This window comes from Trichococcus flocculiformis (assembly GCF_900113645.1).
GTDB classification, from domain to species: domain Bacteria; phylum Bacillota; class Bacilli; order Lactobacillales; family Aerococcaceae; genus Trichococcus; species Trichococcus flocculiformis.
The window spans coordinates 147,635-163,119 of record NZ_FOQC01000001.1; the positions used below are offsets into that span (position 1 = coordinate 147,635).

11 protein-coding genes and 1 pseudogene are annotated in these 15,485 nt (G+C 47.4%); 11 read left to right on the forward strand and 1 reads right to left on the reverse strand.

From position 1 onward, the window contains the following. Positions 1–712: 712 nt before the first annotated feature. The 10 genes and pseudogenes from BMZ71_RS15235 to BMZ71_RS00725 all read left to right on the forward strand — a co-directional run. Positions 713–880, forward strand: a pseudogene (locus BMZ71_RS15235) (DeoR family transcriptional regulator); the annotation flags it as partial. A 33-nt stretch (positions 881–913) separates the two neighbouring features. Continuing rightward, the gene (locus tag BMZ71_RS00685; protein ID WP_245734357.1) at positions 914–1,462 is read left to right on the forward strand and encodes a DeoR/GlpR family DNA-binding transcription regulator; all 549 of its coding nucleotides are present in this window, start codon (positions 914–916) and stop codon (positions 1,460–1,462) included. After that, positions 1,462–2,376, forward strand: coding sequence for a 1-phosphofructokinase (gene pfkB / locus BMZ71_RS00690; protein ID WP_086988709.1), 915 nt, complete (start codon positions 1,462–1,464; stop codon positions 2,374–2,376). The genes BMZ71_RS00685 and pfkB overlap by 1 nt, the downstream gene beginning before the upstream one ends. An 18-nt stretch (positions 2,377–2,394) precedes the next feature. After that, positions 2,395–4,296, forward strand: a complete 1,902-nt coding sequence (locus BMZ71_RS00695) for a PTS fructose transporter subunit IIABC (protein ID WP_086988708.1) — start codon at positions 2,395–2,397, stop codon at positions 4,294–4,296. Positions 4,297–4,534: 238 nt separating this feature from the next. Then, on the forward strand, positions 4,535–5,794 hold the full coding sequence (locus BMZ71_RS00700; RefSeq protein WP_086988707.1) for an argininosuccinate synthase: 1,260 nt from the start codon (positions 4,535–4,537) through the stop codon (positions 5,792–5,794). 233 nt (positions 5,795–6,027) lie between these two features. Then, complete coding sequence (locus tag BMZ71_RS00705; protein WP_177187444.1) at positions 6,028–7,422, forward strand: sugar transferase; 1,395 nt, start codon at positions 6,028–6,030, stop codon at positions 7,420–7,422. 239 nt (positions 7,423–7,661) lie between these two features. Continuing rightward, the gene (locus BMZ71_RS00710; RefSeq protein WP_086988705.1) at positions 7,662–9,146 is read left to right on the forward strand and encodes a nicotinate phosphoribosyltransferase; all 1,485 of its coding nucleotides are present in this window, start codon (positions 7,662–7,664) and stop codon (positions 9,144–9,146) included. Positions 9,147–9,175: 29 nt separating this feature from the next. Next, complete coding sequence (nadE, locus tag BMZ71_RS00715) at positions 9,176–10,009, forward strand: ammonia-dependent NAD(+) synthetase (protein WP_086988704.1); 834 nt, start codon at positions 9,176–9,178, stop codon at positions 10,007–10,009. Between the two features lie 25 nt (positions 10,010–10,034). Continuing rightward, entirely contained in the window at positions 10,035–11,924 is a 1,890-nt protein-coding gene (locus BMZ71_RS00720; protein ID WP_245734352.1) for an LTA synthase family protein, read from the forward strand. Positions 11,925–11,998: 74 nt separating this feature from the next. Continuing rightward, positions 11,999–13,096: a glycosyltransferase family 4 protein gene (locus BMZ71_RS00725; RefSeq protein WP_245734353.1), complete on the forward strand. Its 1,098-nt coding sequence runs from the start codon at positions 11,999–12,001 to the stop codon at positions 13,094–13,096. A gap of 56 nt (positions 13,097–13,152) precedes the next feature. Here the strand turns inward: BMZ71_RS00725 and BMZ71_RS00730 are convergent, their stop codons facing one another. Then, positions 13,153–13,824 carry a YigZ family protein gene (locus BMZ71_RS00730; protein ID WP_086988702.1) on the reverse strand — a complete coding sequence of 224 codons (672 nt, stop codon included), beginning with the start codon at positions 13,822–13,824 and terminating at the stop codon, positions 13,153–13,155. A 161-nt stretch (positions 13,825–13,985) separates the two neighbouring features. Between BMZ71_RS00730 and BMZ71_RS00735 the strand changes: the two genes are divergently transcribed. Next, positions 13,986–15,479: a UDP-N-acetylmuramoyl-L-alanyl-D-glutamate--2,6-diaminopimelate ligase gene (locus BMZ71_RS00735; RefSeq protein WP_143071380.1), complete on the forward strand. Its 1,494-nt coding sequence runs from the start codon at positions 13,986–13,988 to the stop codon at positions 15,477–15,479. Positions 15,480–15,485 lie beyond the last annotated feature (6 nt).

Below are 15,485 nucleotides of genomic sequence, written 5' to 3' on the forward strand. Positions count from 1 at the left end.
TCCTGAGCTCAGAGTTTGAGCACTAAGAGGAAATCACCACCACGACCTGGTTTTGGTCGAGGTGGTGATTTCAGCTTAGGCGGAGAACTCTAGGATTCAGAACCGTTCTAACAGGATGTGATGATTCGCGTTTAGATACCCGTACGTTGGAACGAATCATGAAGGGAACCTCTTTTGTTCCCTACATGATTCGCTCCAACGTTAGTGGTGGCTGAGTTTTAGAACACGTTTATAAAGGATACGATGAATCCCGCTCTAGAAATCGAGCATTAACGAAAAAAAGGATCAACCAGCCAAAATCAGGCGGGATGATCCTTTTTTTGATATCCGGAAGTTTCCCGTGCTCCGTAGAACGAAGGCTTTTCCGGAGTTCGGGAAACATTTTGCTGGTTTTCTCCGACTAGGCCGGCTTCTCAGAAGTTGCGGGCGGTAGTTGCGAGTATGCTACGATGAGCGGGTGATTGACCGGAGTTAGGGCCGCATCAACTGTTCTCCTCTGGATAGCCTCACCGGAATAGGCTGCACTCTCTTTTTGTGCCTTCTGTTCTGTGAAAGCACCCATTTATGGTTTGGAAACGAAAAAAATATCCTTATGAAAAGCTGTCCCATCAAGGTTTTTGAATGGTTTTGAATGAAATTTAATGTTTTTGGAGGAAAATGATTGCTTTATTCCCGTGTAGGTGGTATATTTTTGTTCGAGAGGTGATAGAAAGTGCTTACAGATGAGCGGCATAAAATCATTCTAGACACTTTAGCCAGAGACAACATTGTAAAATTACAGGAGCTTGTTGATCAGACTGGAAGTTCTGAATCAACGATACGAAGGGATTTAAGCACTCTTGAAGAGGCTGGTTTCTTGGTTCGTGTCCATGGCGGAGCAAAGCGGAACTATAGCGTTTCCGCTGAGGACAGGATGGAAGATAAAACATCCAAAAACGTTCAGGATAAACAACGGATTGCTGAAAAGGCAGCTCAATTGGTAAGCGACCAAGACATTGTTTTTTTGGATGCCGGATCTACCACCTATGAGATGATTCCCTTTTTGAAGGGCAAAAGCATCCTGGTCGTCACAAACGGGGTACCGCATGCCAGCTTATTGGCGGATTTGCAACTCGAAACGATCCTTATCGGCGGCAAAATCAAGATGGAGACAAAAGCAGTCATCGGACCGGTCAGCCAAATGCAAATGAGGAATTACCGTTTCAGCAAAGCTTTTCTTGGCATCAACGGCATCGATAAGCAGTACGGCTTCACGACGCCTGACACCGAAGAAGCATCCATCAAACGCATTGCCATCGAGAATGCCGCACAAAGCTATGTCGTAGCGGATGCTTCGAAGTTCAAACAAGTCAGTTTTGTGAAGGTCTGTGATATTGAGGATTGCGGCATCATCAGCCACAATGTCCCGTCGGAAATCAAACGTAACCTGAAAGACAGTACAACTATTTGGGAGGCTGAATAATGATATATACAGTAACATTAAATCCATCCATCGATTACATCGTCCATTTGCCCGCTATCGAGTTGGGTGAAGTGAACCGCATCCAACAGGATTTCAAACTGCCGGGAGGCAAAGGCATCAACGTTTCCCGCATCCTGAATGAACTGGAAGTGGAAAACACCGCTTTGGGATTCCTTGGCGGTTTTACCGGAAAATACATCGAAGACTGGCTGGAAGCAGAAAACAGCAAAACGCACTTTACGCATGTGGATGAAGCAACCCGCATCAATGTCAAGATCAAGTCAGGAATGGAGACGGAAATGAACGGGCCGGGCCCGAATATCGAGCCTGCAATCGCCGAAGAATTCCTGAAACAATTCGATACGCTTGATCCGGAAAACGACATCGTAGTCTTAGCGGGAAGCAAACCTACAAGCTTGCCTGACGATTACTATCAGACCATCATCCGCAGATTGACGGACAAAGGCATCCCGTTCCTGATCGATACGACCGGAGAGGAATTGAAGAATGCCTTGCCGTACCATCCGTTATTGGTAAAACCGAACCACCACGAATTGGCGGAATTGTTCGATACTACTTTCGAAACCGATGAGGATATCTTGCCTTACGGGAAGAAGCTGCTTGAAGCTGGAGCGCAGTACGCGATCATCTCGATGGCCGCTAAAGGAGCAATCCTTTTCACTCCGGAAGGTGTTTACCATGGTACAGTACCAAAGGGAGTCCTTAAGAATTCAGTCGGCTCCGGAGATTCGATGATCGCTGGATTTGTCGGGACATACACGAAGACGCACGACCCGTTGGAAGCATTCAAAGTCAGCATCGCTTGCGGAAGCGCGACCGCTTTTGCCGACGATTTAGCCAAACGTGAAAAAATTGATGCTCTAGTCAAACAAGTCACTATCAGTCAGCTATAGGGAGGAGAACTTATTAATATGAAAATCAATGATATTTTATTAAAAGAATTGATGATTATGGATTTGCAAGGAACAACCAAAGAGGGCGTCATCGATGAAATGATCGCAAGTCTCTCCGCTAACGGCATCATCAATGATGTTGCGGTTTACAAAGAGGGCATCATGAAGCGTGAATCACAAACGTCCACTGGTTTGGGCGATGGCATCGCAATGCCGCATGCCAAAAACAAAGCAGTCGTGAAACCAGCTGTTGTTTTTGCTAAAAGTGCAGCCGGTGTGGACTATGCTTCGTTGGACGGTCAACCAGCACATCTGTTCTTCATGATCGCGGCTCCGGAAGGCGCAAATAATGTTCACTTGGAAGTTTTGGCGTCATTATCCCGTTTACTCATCAATCCTGATTTCACTGCATCATTGAAAAAAGCTCAGACCCCAGAAGAGGTGCAAGGGTTATTCGCAGCAGCAGAAGCTGCACGTGAAGCCAAAGAGCAAGCTGAAGCAGCTGCAAAAGCAGCCCCAGTAGCAGCAACCGAAACGAAAAAACCTTTTGTCATTGCGGTAACGGCATGTCCTACCGGGATTGCACACACCTATATGGCTGAAGATTCATTGAAACAAATGGCTGAAAAAATGGGCGTGGATATCCGCGTTGAAACGAACGGGTCAGACGGCGTCAAGAACCCATTGACTGCAGACGAAATCCGCCGTGCCGATGGGGTCATCGTGGCGGCTGATAAAAAAGTTGAGATGGCGCGCTTCAACGGCAAACACGTTCTGCAAAGACCGGTAAGCGATGGCATCAATAAAGCGGAAGAATTGATCACGAAAGCAATGCGTCAGGAAGCGCCGATCCTGAATGTCGAGGGAGATATCTTCGCTGTAAATGAAAGCGATGAGAAGCCTTCTATCATCGGAAGAGTCTACAAAGACTTGATGAACGGTATTTCACACATGTTGCCGTTTGTTGTCGGTGGTGGTATCCTGATTGCGATTTCCTTCCTGTTCGAAACTTCATTCGGTTCAGATAGTCCGTTGTTCATTTCCTTCATGGCAATTGGTGGAGCAGCATTCAGCTTCCTGATTCCGATTTTGGCTGGTTACATTGCAATGAGTATCGCAGATCGACCAGGATTACTCCCAGGTATGGCAGGCGGTTACTTGGCTGTGCAAGCAAATGCTGGATTCTTGGGCGGATTGATTGCTGGTTTCTTGGCCGGTTACATCATGGTTTATCTGAAGAAAGCCTTTAAAGGATTGCCTCGTACCTTGGATGGCATGAAGACAATTCTCTTGTACCCTGTGTTCGGTCTATTGATCACTGGCTTGTTGATGTACTTCTTGGTAGGTCCTGTCTTCTCCACAATCAATACAGCTATGATCACTTTCCTGGAAAACTTGGGTACGGGTAACGCAGTACTGTTGGGTGCTGTTCTTGGCGGCATGATGGCAATCGATATGGGTGGTCCTTTCAACAAAGCAGCTTATGCCTTCTCAATCGGTATCTTCACGGATACTGGCGATGGCAGCTTGATGGCAGCTGTAATGGCTGGTGGGATGATTCCTCCATTGGCAATCGGTATCGCAACCTTGCTTTTCAAAAACAAATTTACGGATATCGAACAAAAATCCGGTCTTTCCAACATCTTGTTGGGTCTGTCCTTCATCACTGAAGGTGCGATTCCATTCGCTGCAGCAGATCCGATGCGCGTTATCGGATCATCTATCGTTGGTTCAGCGATTGCAGGTGGTTTGACGCAGCTATGGGCCGTTTCGATCCCTGCACCACATGGTGGCTTGTTCGTAATCACATTGGCCAACCGTCCACTAATGTTCTTGTTGGCTTTATTGATCGGTACAGTCGTTTCAGCCTTGATGTTAGGTCTTTGGAAACAAGATAAGACACAAGAAGTCGTAAAATAAATTGAATCACTCATTTAGAGAACAGACAGGGTATTTCCCTAGCTGTTCTCTTTTTGCTGTTCGGAAAATAAGGCTTATAAATGAAAAGAGTATGACAGATAAATGAGAATAATGTAAAAAAATGGGATGATTTTCATGGCAGATATGCTATAATGCATATTGTTGAATAAACGAAAATGTAGATATCAGTTCATGCATAAAAGCAACGGATATTGAATCTGTATAAGGAGGTAAAAGCATGGCAGCAAAGGAATCAATCAAAAAAGTGGTTTTGGCTTACTCAGGTGGATTGGATACGTCCGTCATCATCCCTTGGTTAAAAGAGAATTACAACAACTGTGAAGTAATCGCCGTAGTAGGAGACGTAGGACAAGGTGACGACTACAGCCGATTGGAAGAAAAAGCGATCAACTGTGGCGCATCGAAATTGTATGTTGCAGACTTGAAAAAAGAATTCGTCGAAGAATTCATTTGGCCGACATTGCAAGCAGGCGCTAAGTACGAAGGACAATATTTATTGGGGACTTCTTTTGCGCGTCCGATCATTGCCAAAAGAATGGTAGAGATTGCGCACTTGGAAAACGCTGACGCAATCGTCCACGGGGCAACAGGGAAAGGGAATGACCAGGTCCGTTTCGAAGTCGGGATCAGAGAATTCGATCCGAACATCACCATCATCGCTCCTTGGAGAGAATGGGAACTGACTTCCAGAGAAGATGAATTTGCGTATGCTGCTGCACGTAACGTGCCGCTTCCGATTACTTTGGAAACAAACTACTCAAAAGATAAAAACTTGTGGCATCTATCGCATGAGGGCCTTGATCTGGAAATGACAGCCAATGAGCCTGATTACGATAAAATCCTGGAAATGTGTGTGACGCCTGAGAAAGCGCCTGACGAAGCGACTTATGTGACTCTGGAATTCAAGCAAGGCGTTCCCGTCAGTCTGAACGGGGAAGCAATGGACGGCATCGCATTGATTGAGAAATTGAACGTGATCGCTGGTGCGAACGGCGTCGGCATCATTGATATCGTGGAAAACCGCTTGGTCGGCATGAAATCAAGAGGCGTTTATGAAACGCCAGCCGGAACTGTGCTGTACCATGCCCACGACAAACTGGAACAACTTTGCCTGGACAAAGATACCTACCAATATAAACAATTGCTTGCCAACAAATATGCGGAGCTTGTTTACAACGGCTTGTGGTATACGCCATTGCGCAAAGCATTGGGTGCCTTTGTTGACGAAACGCAGCAAAATGTTGAAGGCTTCGTAAAAATGAAGCTGTATAAAGGCAATATCACTGATGCTGGCGTTGTCAGCGCGAAATCATTGTACAGCGAAAGCTTTGCAACATTCGAAAGCGACGATGTATACAACCATACCGATGCAGCCGGCTTTATCCGCCTGTTCGGCTTGCCTACATCGATCCGCGTGATGAAAGAGCAGGCTGAAGGCCAAGCGACACATGAAGAATTGAAGGACCTATTAAAATAATCAACCGGTATTAGTGTTTGTCGACAACTGATCCGCTCAGGAACGTCCACATCAGGCAATAGAAGCTGATGTAGACGTTCTTTTTCAGTTGTCTGATACTCCTCCCTTAATCATATGCGCTTGTACACGGTTGGAGGGGTGTTGTCTGTCTAAACTTTCATATCGCAAAAGAATAAACTATGATAAAATGAATGCATTCATATCAAGCAAGTCTAAGGAGGAGGAGATTAAGCGTGAATCAAACAGGTGAATGGAATAAAGCCCGTAAAATTATCATAGGCATCGTTGATATGCTGTTGTTCATCGGATCATTGCTGCTATCTTTTTATTTAAAATTCGGAACCGACATACCATGGATAAACTTCGACGCCTTTCAGGGAAGCATCGTCTATGTATCGGTGATCTTCATCATCGTCAACATCCTGTTCGGTACGTATATCTTTTATAACAAGTCGATCAGTGACTTCTTGTTCATCACGGTCATCGGAGAATTCGTCCTTTCATTGATCATCATGGCGCTGACTTTTGCCGGGCGTTGGTTGGCGTTCCCGCGGTCGGTCATCCTGATCAACTTCTTTGTGGGAACAATCATACTGTTCATCTTCCGCGTGATGGTATTCAAAATGTACCAACGCGTGAGCGGCAGCAAACGGGTCATGATTGTCGGGATGGAAAAGGAAGTATTCGCGGCAGTCGACAATTTTACGAATACAAAAAGCATACGCCATGTCGTGACACATGTTGTTTTGTCTGATTACTACGAAAATGTTCTGCGGCACCTGGAAGAAATGGATATCGTCTACTTAGCGAGTCAGATTGAGGAATCCGAAAAACTGAAAATATACGATTTGTTGACGAGCAAAGAGAAAAAGATGTTTCTGAATACCAGTTTCGAAAACTTGATCATGGTCAATCCGAATATGATGAATATCGAGGATGAAAGTATCATCGAAGTGTCCCCGTTCCGTATTCCGGCAGAAGATGGCCTTATGAAGCGGATCATCGATATCGCAGTTGCGCTCATCGGTATCGTCATTACCTCGCCGATTATGGCCGTTACGGCCATCTTGGTGAAGAAGAGTTCTGAGGGTCCCGTGTTCTACAAGCAGACACGCATCACCAAAGATGGCAAGGAATTCGAAATTCTGAAGTTCCGCAGCATGGGTGTGACCGCCGAGAAAGAGTCAGGACCGGTTTTGGCAACAAGCAACGATGTGCGCGTAACGAAAGTCGGTAAATATCTCCGCTCTCTGCGCATCGATGAGCTGCCGCAGTTGTTTAACGTATTGCTGGGCGATATGTCCCTGGTAGGCCCCCGGCCGGAACGTCCTTTCTTCGTTGATCAATTCAAGGAACTGAACCCGCATTATTATCTGCGCCACAATGTGCGTGCCGGAATTACCGGATATGCGCAAGTGTATGGGAAGTACGCTTCCGATTTCAACAGCAAGCTGAACTTCGATCTGATCTACATCAAGAAATATTCCTTGATACTGGATCTGAAAATCATGCTGCAGACCGTCAAAATCTTGTTTGATAAAGTATCATCCCGCGGAGTCGATGAAAGCGAACGGGAGATTCTGACCGAGCAAGAAATTGAAGCACGCGGCATCAGAGTCATTTATTAAATAGCAAACCATCCTGGCGGGCATTTTTCCGCCCGCCAGGATGGTTTTTTGTTTACGCAGAAATGCCGGTTGTATTTGCCGGAATGCGGGCCGATCACTATAATCAATCTGATGGATTTTGGACAAAAAAGCGGAAATGTGTGAGGAATTGCGTTACAATAGGTAAATAGAGCACTTCCTTCTGCTGTACCGCGACAGAATGCGGAGGCGTACGATCAAAGATGAAATGAGTGAGTTGGATGAGTTATGATTATAACGATGATAGTTTAGCTTTGCATACTGATTTGTACCAAATTAACATGATGAAAACTTATTGGGATGAAGGTATTACCGAAAAACATGCCATTTTTGAACTGTACTTCCGGAAGTATCCGTTCAATAATGGCTATGCCGTCTATGCGGGGCTTGAACGCTTCGTATCCTACATTCAGAACCTGCGCTTTACGGACACCGACATCGCCTATTTGCGTGAACATGTCGGTTACGATGAAGGTTTTTTGGAGTATCTGAAAAATTTCCGTTTCTCGGGCACGATCCGTTCCGCCTTGGAGGGTGATCTCGTATTCGCGAATGAACCGATCGTCCAGGTGGAAGGTCCATTAGCGGAATGCCAATTGATCGAAACAGCCTTATTGAATATCGTAAATTTCCAGACGCTGATAGCGACAAAAGCCGCCCGACTGCGCTATGTCTGTAACAATGAGCCACTGATGGAGTTTGGTTCCAGAAGAGCGCAGGAAATGGATGCCGCCATTTGGGGCACCCGTGCAGCCTATATCGCCGGCTTCAATGCAACGAGCAATGTCCGGGCTGCTAAAATGTTCGGTATTCCCGCCTCAGGTACCCATGCGCATTCGATGGTGCAGGTCTACCGCAATGATTATGATGCCTTTATGGCTTATGCGCATTCCCACAAGGATTGTGTCTTCCTTGTGGATACCTACGATACGTTGAAATCAGGTGTGCCAAATGCCATCAAAGTGGCGAAGGAAATGGGCGATAAGATCAATTTCCTCGGCGTGCGCCTAGACAGCGGAGACATGGCCTACATTTCAAAAAAAGTCCGCCAACAATTGGACGAGGCAGGTTTTACCGATGCAAAAATCTACGCATCAAACGACCTGGATGAACTGACAATCTTGAACCTGAAGATGCAAGGCGCAAAAATAGATGTCTGGGGTGTCGGCACCAAACTGATCACCGCTTATGACCAACCTGCGCTTGGAGCGGTCTATAAATTAGTCTCGATCGCGGATGAGAACGGCCAAATGGTGGATACGATGAAAATCTCCAGCAATGCCGAAAAAGTCTCCACACCGGGCAAGAAACAAGTATGGCGGATCACACGCAAGCGCGACGGTAAGTCGGAAGGAGACTACATTGCGCTTTGGGAAGAACAACCCGATCAAGAGTCGGAACTATATATGTTCCATCCTGTCTTCACTTACATCAACAAAACCATCACCGACTTTGAAGCGCGCCCTATTCTGCAGGATATCATCGTAGAAGGCAAACTTGTATATGAATTGCCGTCGCTCCAAGAAGTAAAAGCATTCTCGGAAGCGCAGATGAGCGGCTTGTGGGATGAATACAAACGTATCCTGAATCCGGAAGACTATCCGGTCGACTTGTCCCAGAAGACATACGATCATAAGATGGCTACAATCAAGGAAATCAAAAAGCAAATAAAAGAAGAAGCATCATTATTGGAAAGCACTAAATAACCAATCAGATCAATCAAGGGGGAATAGCGATGCGTCCATTACAAAAAGAAATTATTGCTGCTTTAAGAGTAAAACCGGAAATCGATCCTAAAGAGGAAATCCGCACCAGCATCGATTTCATGAAAGATTATTTGGCGGCACACCCATTCTTGAAGGCATTCGTTTTGGGAATCAGCGGAGGCCAAGACTCCACTTTGACGGGCAGATTGGCCCAGTTGGCGATCCAGGAAATGCGTGACGAAACCGGCGACGAAAGTTACCAATTCATCGCTGTGCGCCTCCCTTACGGTATTCAATTTGATGAACACGATGCTCAGGCTGCGCTTGATTTCATCTCACCTGACCAAAAATTGGTCGTCAACATCAAGGAAATGGCTGACGCTGCACTCGATGCGCTTGAGGAAGCGGGCCTTACGATCACCGACTTCAATAAAGGCAACATCAAAGCACGTCAACGTATGATCGTTCAGTTCGCGATAGCCGGCGACAGCAGCGGTGCTGTTCTGGGAACGGATCACGCGGCAGAATCCGTGACCGGTTTCTTCACAAAATTCGGGGACGGCGCAGCCGACTTATTGCCGATTTGGCGGTTGAATAAGCGTCAAGGTCGCCAACTATTACAGGAATTGGGTGCGCCGAAAAATCTCTATGAAAAAGTACCGACAGCGGACTTGGAAGAAAATCGTCCCGCTTTGCCTGACGAGGTAGCTTTGGGCGTGACATACCAGATGATCGATGCGTATCTGGAAGGAAAGGAAATACCGGAAAAGGACGCTGAAGTCATCGAAGGCTGGTACACGAAGACAGAACATAAACGTCATTTGCCGATAACAGTCTACGATAGTTTTTGGAAAGAAGCCTAATCTGCTCAGATAGTGGGGTTTTGCAGTGAAAATAAGTAAACGACTTAAAATGATGAAAGAAAAGCAAAAGCTGCAGTGCAAAAGCAGGGGGAATATCCTGCTCTTGCACTGCTTCAGCTTGTTGGTGACCGTATTCGTTGTCCATCTTTTTCTTCAATGGACTCAAAACGATCTGGACGCCGGACTGGTCGTGAATTTTGTATTCGCTTGGCATACCGAGAAGTTCTTGATCAGTACGGGCGTATTGGTGATGCTGGGTCTATGGCTTTGGGCGCTGGTAGGGAACATACGCTTGGCGAACGCCTTGCTGGTGCTGTCGGGAGGAATCCTCGGGATGGCGACCTATGAGAAGATGCTGCAGCGCAACGAGCCCGTTTATCCGAGCGACTTGAAGATGCTGACGGAGGCCACCTTCCTTTTGGAGATGCTGAACGGACGGACGTTGGCGGCATTGAGCCTGGTGTTCCTGCTGTTTCTGGCATTTGTGCTTTATTCCCTGCGTCAGGCCAAGTCCAAGAAAACCGTTAAATTGGGATGGAAATCGCGCGTGCTGATTCTGATAACAACAAGCATGGCGCTCGGCTATGCCGGCCAGTTCCAGCAGGAAGGCAACCTGCTGAAGAAAGCCTATGACCGGACGGCTTATTGGATTCCGTACAGCCAACAGATGAATTACTACAACACCGGCTTTGTTGCCGGCTTCCTATACAACCTTTCGGCTGCGCCAATGAAGCTGCCGGCGGACTATTCGCAGGAAAAAATCGATGTGTTGAAAGCAACCTATCAACAACTGGCTGACGAAATCAATACAAATAGAACGGTAGCTTTGCCTGAAACGAATGTCATCTACATCATGAATGAAAGTTTTGCGGACCCGCTTGAGTTGGTGGGCTTGGATCTGCAAACTGATCCCATTCCGTTCACAAGAGCTTTGATGGACACAAGCTATAGTGGCGAGCTGTTGTCCCAAGGCTATGGCGGCGGGACCGCCAATATCGAATTTGAGGCTTTGACGGGCTTTTCGATGGAACCTTTCGCCGCAAACATCACAACGCCGTATACGCAATTTGTGTCTTCCCGAGACAATTTCCCTTCCATCGTATCCCGTTTGGAACAGGCAGGCTTCAGGACTACCGCCATCCATCCCTACAATACGACCATGTACAAGCGGCTGGAGAACTATGAGGCTTTGGGTTTTGACACCTTCCTCTACGAGGACACGATGGCGAATACGGCAAAGTTGGACACCAATCCGTATATTTCGGATGCAGCAGCTTACGCTGAAATAACGGCTATCCTGAAAGCCAGCGCAGAAAAAGATTTTATCCACTTAGTGACGATGCAGAACCATACCCCTTACCAGGATAAATACACAGCTATCCCTTCTGCTGCTGAAACAGGTATAGCCAGCCAGTCGATCCGGAACTATCTGCAGGATCTTCAGTACAGCGATCAAGCTTTGGCGGAATTGCTGGCTACCCTCCAGGAGTGGGATGAGCCAACCATCGTTGTTTTTTGGGGGGATCATTGGCCAAGCGTTTTCGGCGAGGAACTTTACGCGCTGAATACACTTCAAAATATGCATGAGACGCCTCTGTTCATCTACAGCAATACGCAAGAAGTCCATAAGGATCTGGGGGTCACCAGTCCTATCTATTTCTTGCCGGAAGTGCTGGAATTGAGCAGCAGCCGTGTTACTGCTTTTGAAGCCCTGTTGATGGCGCTACAGGAACAGGTGCCGGCTTTTGAAAAGGCGCTTTATGTGAATGGCAACACCGGGGAATATGTCTCGAGCCGAGAGGGACTGTCCGAGCAGGCAAGAAGCCTGTTGGCGGATTATGACCTCATCCAGTACGACACGACCACTGGAAATCGATACGCGGAAGCAAATGGTTTTTATCGAATCGCCGATTGAAAAAGATGGCCGATTTGCATGTAGAACCGGAATCGCCTATGATTAAGGAAATATAGGATGAAAGGAGGGATCCGGTGAGTTTTTTTATATATTTTACGCTTCTTTTCGGTGCGACGATTCTGGCGAGTACGTTGTTCACCTATCTGTTCCGTGCGGCAGCGAGGCGGTTCCGCTGGATGGATAAACCTTCCGAAGCGAAAGTGCATATAAAGGAAACGCCGACTATGGGAGGCGTGGCTATATTTGCAGCTTATTGGGGCGCGTTTTTCCTTGGGGTTCCTCTGAGTAATCGTTCCGGTTTTGCGGAAGCCATGTTTTTGAGCTCGCTGATCATTCTTGTGACGGGTATCATCGATGATACTTATGATCTGAGGCCCTGGCAAAAAATGATCGGCATCCTCACTGCGGCGAATGTCCTCTATTTTTTTACAGACATTAAAATAGACAGCCTGACTTTGGATTATTTCGGAACAATCGAATTCCATGAAGCGGGTTACGTGGTGATGATGCTTTGGATTGTGGTCATCACGAATGCGGTGAATCTGATGGACGGGCTGGATGGTTTGGCGACGGGGACTTCGATCATTTCCCTCTCGACGATGGGTTTCGTCAGCTATTTTTTCACCTCGCATATGGGCATAACCGCTGTTGTCATGATCTTCCTTTTGGTCGCGAGTTTGTTGGGCTTTTTGCCCTTCAACTTCTATCCGTCTTCGATTTTTCTGGGGGATACGGGATCTTTGTTCGTAGGCTTTATGATCGCAGTGCTGTCCTTGTTCGGTTTGAAACATGCCACCTTCGTATCGCTGCTGATACCGGTGGCCATTCTCGGCGTTCCCTTGACGGACACGATCGCTGCCGTCCTTCGCCGGACTTTGCATAAACGTTCCATCAGCGCGAAGGATAAAAGTCACCTACATCACCGCTTATTGCTACTTGGTTTTACGCACCGCCAGACTGTTTTGGTCATCTATGCTTTGGCGATCATCTTTTCTTTGACCGCTATCCTGTTCCCGATTTCTTCTTTCTGGGGAACGATGGTTTTGGTAGTCGGTTTGATCTATGGAGTGGTGCTCTTCATTGCCTCCTTCAATTTGTTGGACAGCAACCGTTCCAAATTGCGAAAAATGTTGTATCGCCTGCTGAGGGAAAAGGACGAAAAAAACAAATGAACAAGCTATGAGAGCCTAGGTGGCTGTCATGACTTGTTCATTTTTTCGTTCAGATTCTATTCGATTTCGCCTTCATCAGCATCATTGTAGGCTGGAGAAATCGGACGCTCCACATAATCCTCTTCGCCGATTTCAAAGACAACACGGCCGTTCATCACGTCCGTAAGGGAGCTCTGAAATTGACTGATGTCTTCAGAAGGGATTCCGCACAAGAAACAAACTTGGTCGGTGTATTGTGCCTCAATCAGCGTGTACGCCGATTGCGCCAAGTAATTCTCTAATTTTCCGGATGCGGAATAGGAAACGATGCAGCCGACTTTAGTCTGGAGGCTGCGGACAACGATACCGATGTCCTTCAAGGCCGTCGATACCGATCGGCTGTAGGCACGGATCAATCCGCCCGCACCCAATTTTGTCCCGCCGAAATAACGGGTGACGACCGCAGCGACGTAACGCAAATCATTTTTCTTGAGTACTTCCAGCATCGGGACACCAGCTGTTCCGGATGGCTCGCCGTCGTCATGGGCGCGTTGGATTTCGTTCTGGTCGCCGATCAGGTATGCGGAACAGTTATGCGTTGCTTTCCAATGCTCTTTTTTGACGGCTTGGATGAATGCTTTGGCCTCGTCCTCGGAATGGACGCGTTTAAGGCTGCAGATGAAGCGTGAACCCTTGATGACGATCTCGGAAACGCCGCTCTTTGCGATAGTGTGATACGTTGTCAGCATAGCTATTATCCTCCAATAAGTTATTCAGTCCCATTTTACCACAGCAGCGGTAGGATGACAGCGCACGAACAAGGAAAGGGACTTTCCGAACATTTCCATTTGTGGTATTGTTAAAAGGAATAGACCAAACGGCCCCAGAGGTCGATGGAAAGGTGATCTGCGTGAAAGTTACAGATTTAATCGATGTACTCAAAATGAAGAAACTTATCGGGAACTTGGATCCCGAATTGAATATTGGAAAAATCAGTCAGGACTCCCGTGATATCCAATCAGGGGATCTGTTTATCTGCATCGACGGGACGCAAGTGGATGGCCACAATTACGTAGAGACAGCGGTCGCCAACGGTGCGGGTGTGATTGTTGCCCACAAGGATATTCAAAAAGCGGCAGCGAATGTCCCGGTTGTCTATGTTCCGGATACGGGTAAAGCGATGAGTCTGCTTGCGAATCACTTTTATGGTTATCCGAGTGAATCGATGAAAGTCATCGGCGTCACAGGGACAAACGGAAAGACGACAGTCACGTACCTTGTGGAAGCAATCCTTAAGGCGATGGACAAAAAAACCGGGTTGATGGGCACCATCGAAATGCATATCGGTGACGAGGTGCACAAAACGAAAAATACGACGCCCGACAGCATCACGATGCAAAAAGCCCTGCACCTCATGACAGAGCGGGAAACGGAATACTTCACTCTGGAACTGTCCTCGATCGCTTTGGAAATGGGCAGAGCATGGGGGCTGGACCTGGATGTCGCCGTCATGACCAACCTGACGCATGAACATATGGAATTCCATCACACGATGGCAGCTTATGCCGAAGCGAAAAAGTTGCTCTTCTCGCAACTGGGCAACGGCCGCAAAAACGGACGGACGAAAGCGGCGATACTGAATGCAGATGATGAAACGATCCACAGCTATCGCATCGCTACGGCGGCGGAAGTCATTTCTTATAGCGTGAAGGATGAGACAGCTGATTTCTTCGCGACGGATATCACCTACAGCCGCACCCAGACCCGCTTTAATCTGGTCGTCAATGGGGAGCGCTATCCGGTCGTAACGAATCTGGTGGGACTTTATAATGTCTCCAACACCTTGGCTGCGTTGGCGGCGGTCTATGCTTTAGGCATTCCTTTGGAGGATGCTACAAAAGCGGTGACGTCATTGGCTGGCGTAATAGGCAGGCTGGAAATCGTTCCTGGCGCGAATGACATCGGTGTCTATGTCGATTTTGCCCATTCGCCCGATGCGATGGAAAAAGTATTGGGCGTGGTGCGCGAATTCACGCAAGGAAGGGTCATTTCCGTTTTCGGCGGTGCAGGAGAACGGGAGCATGAAAAACGTCCGATTATGGCTCGCATCGGTACGGAACTCTCGGACTATGTGATCCTGACGACGGACGATACCGGGAAAGAACCGCAGGAACAAATCATCGCGATGATGCTGGCCGGCATCGAAAAGGACAATTATGAATACATCGAAAACCGCAAGGAAGCCATCCAACATGCCATCGCCATCGCAGAACCGGGAGATACGGTCATCCTGTTGGGACGTGGACATGAGGCTGACTACAACGATAGAGGCACAATGATCCGCCTGTTGGACAGTGAAGTGGCGGCTGAAGCGATTGAATTGCGCAATGAGCAGAAAGTTTGAGGATTC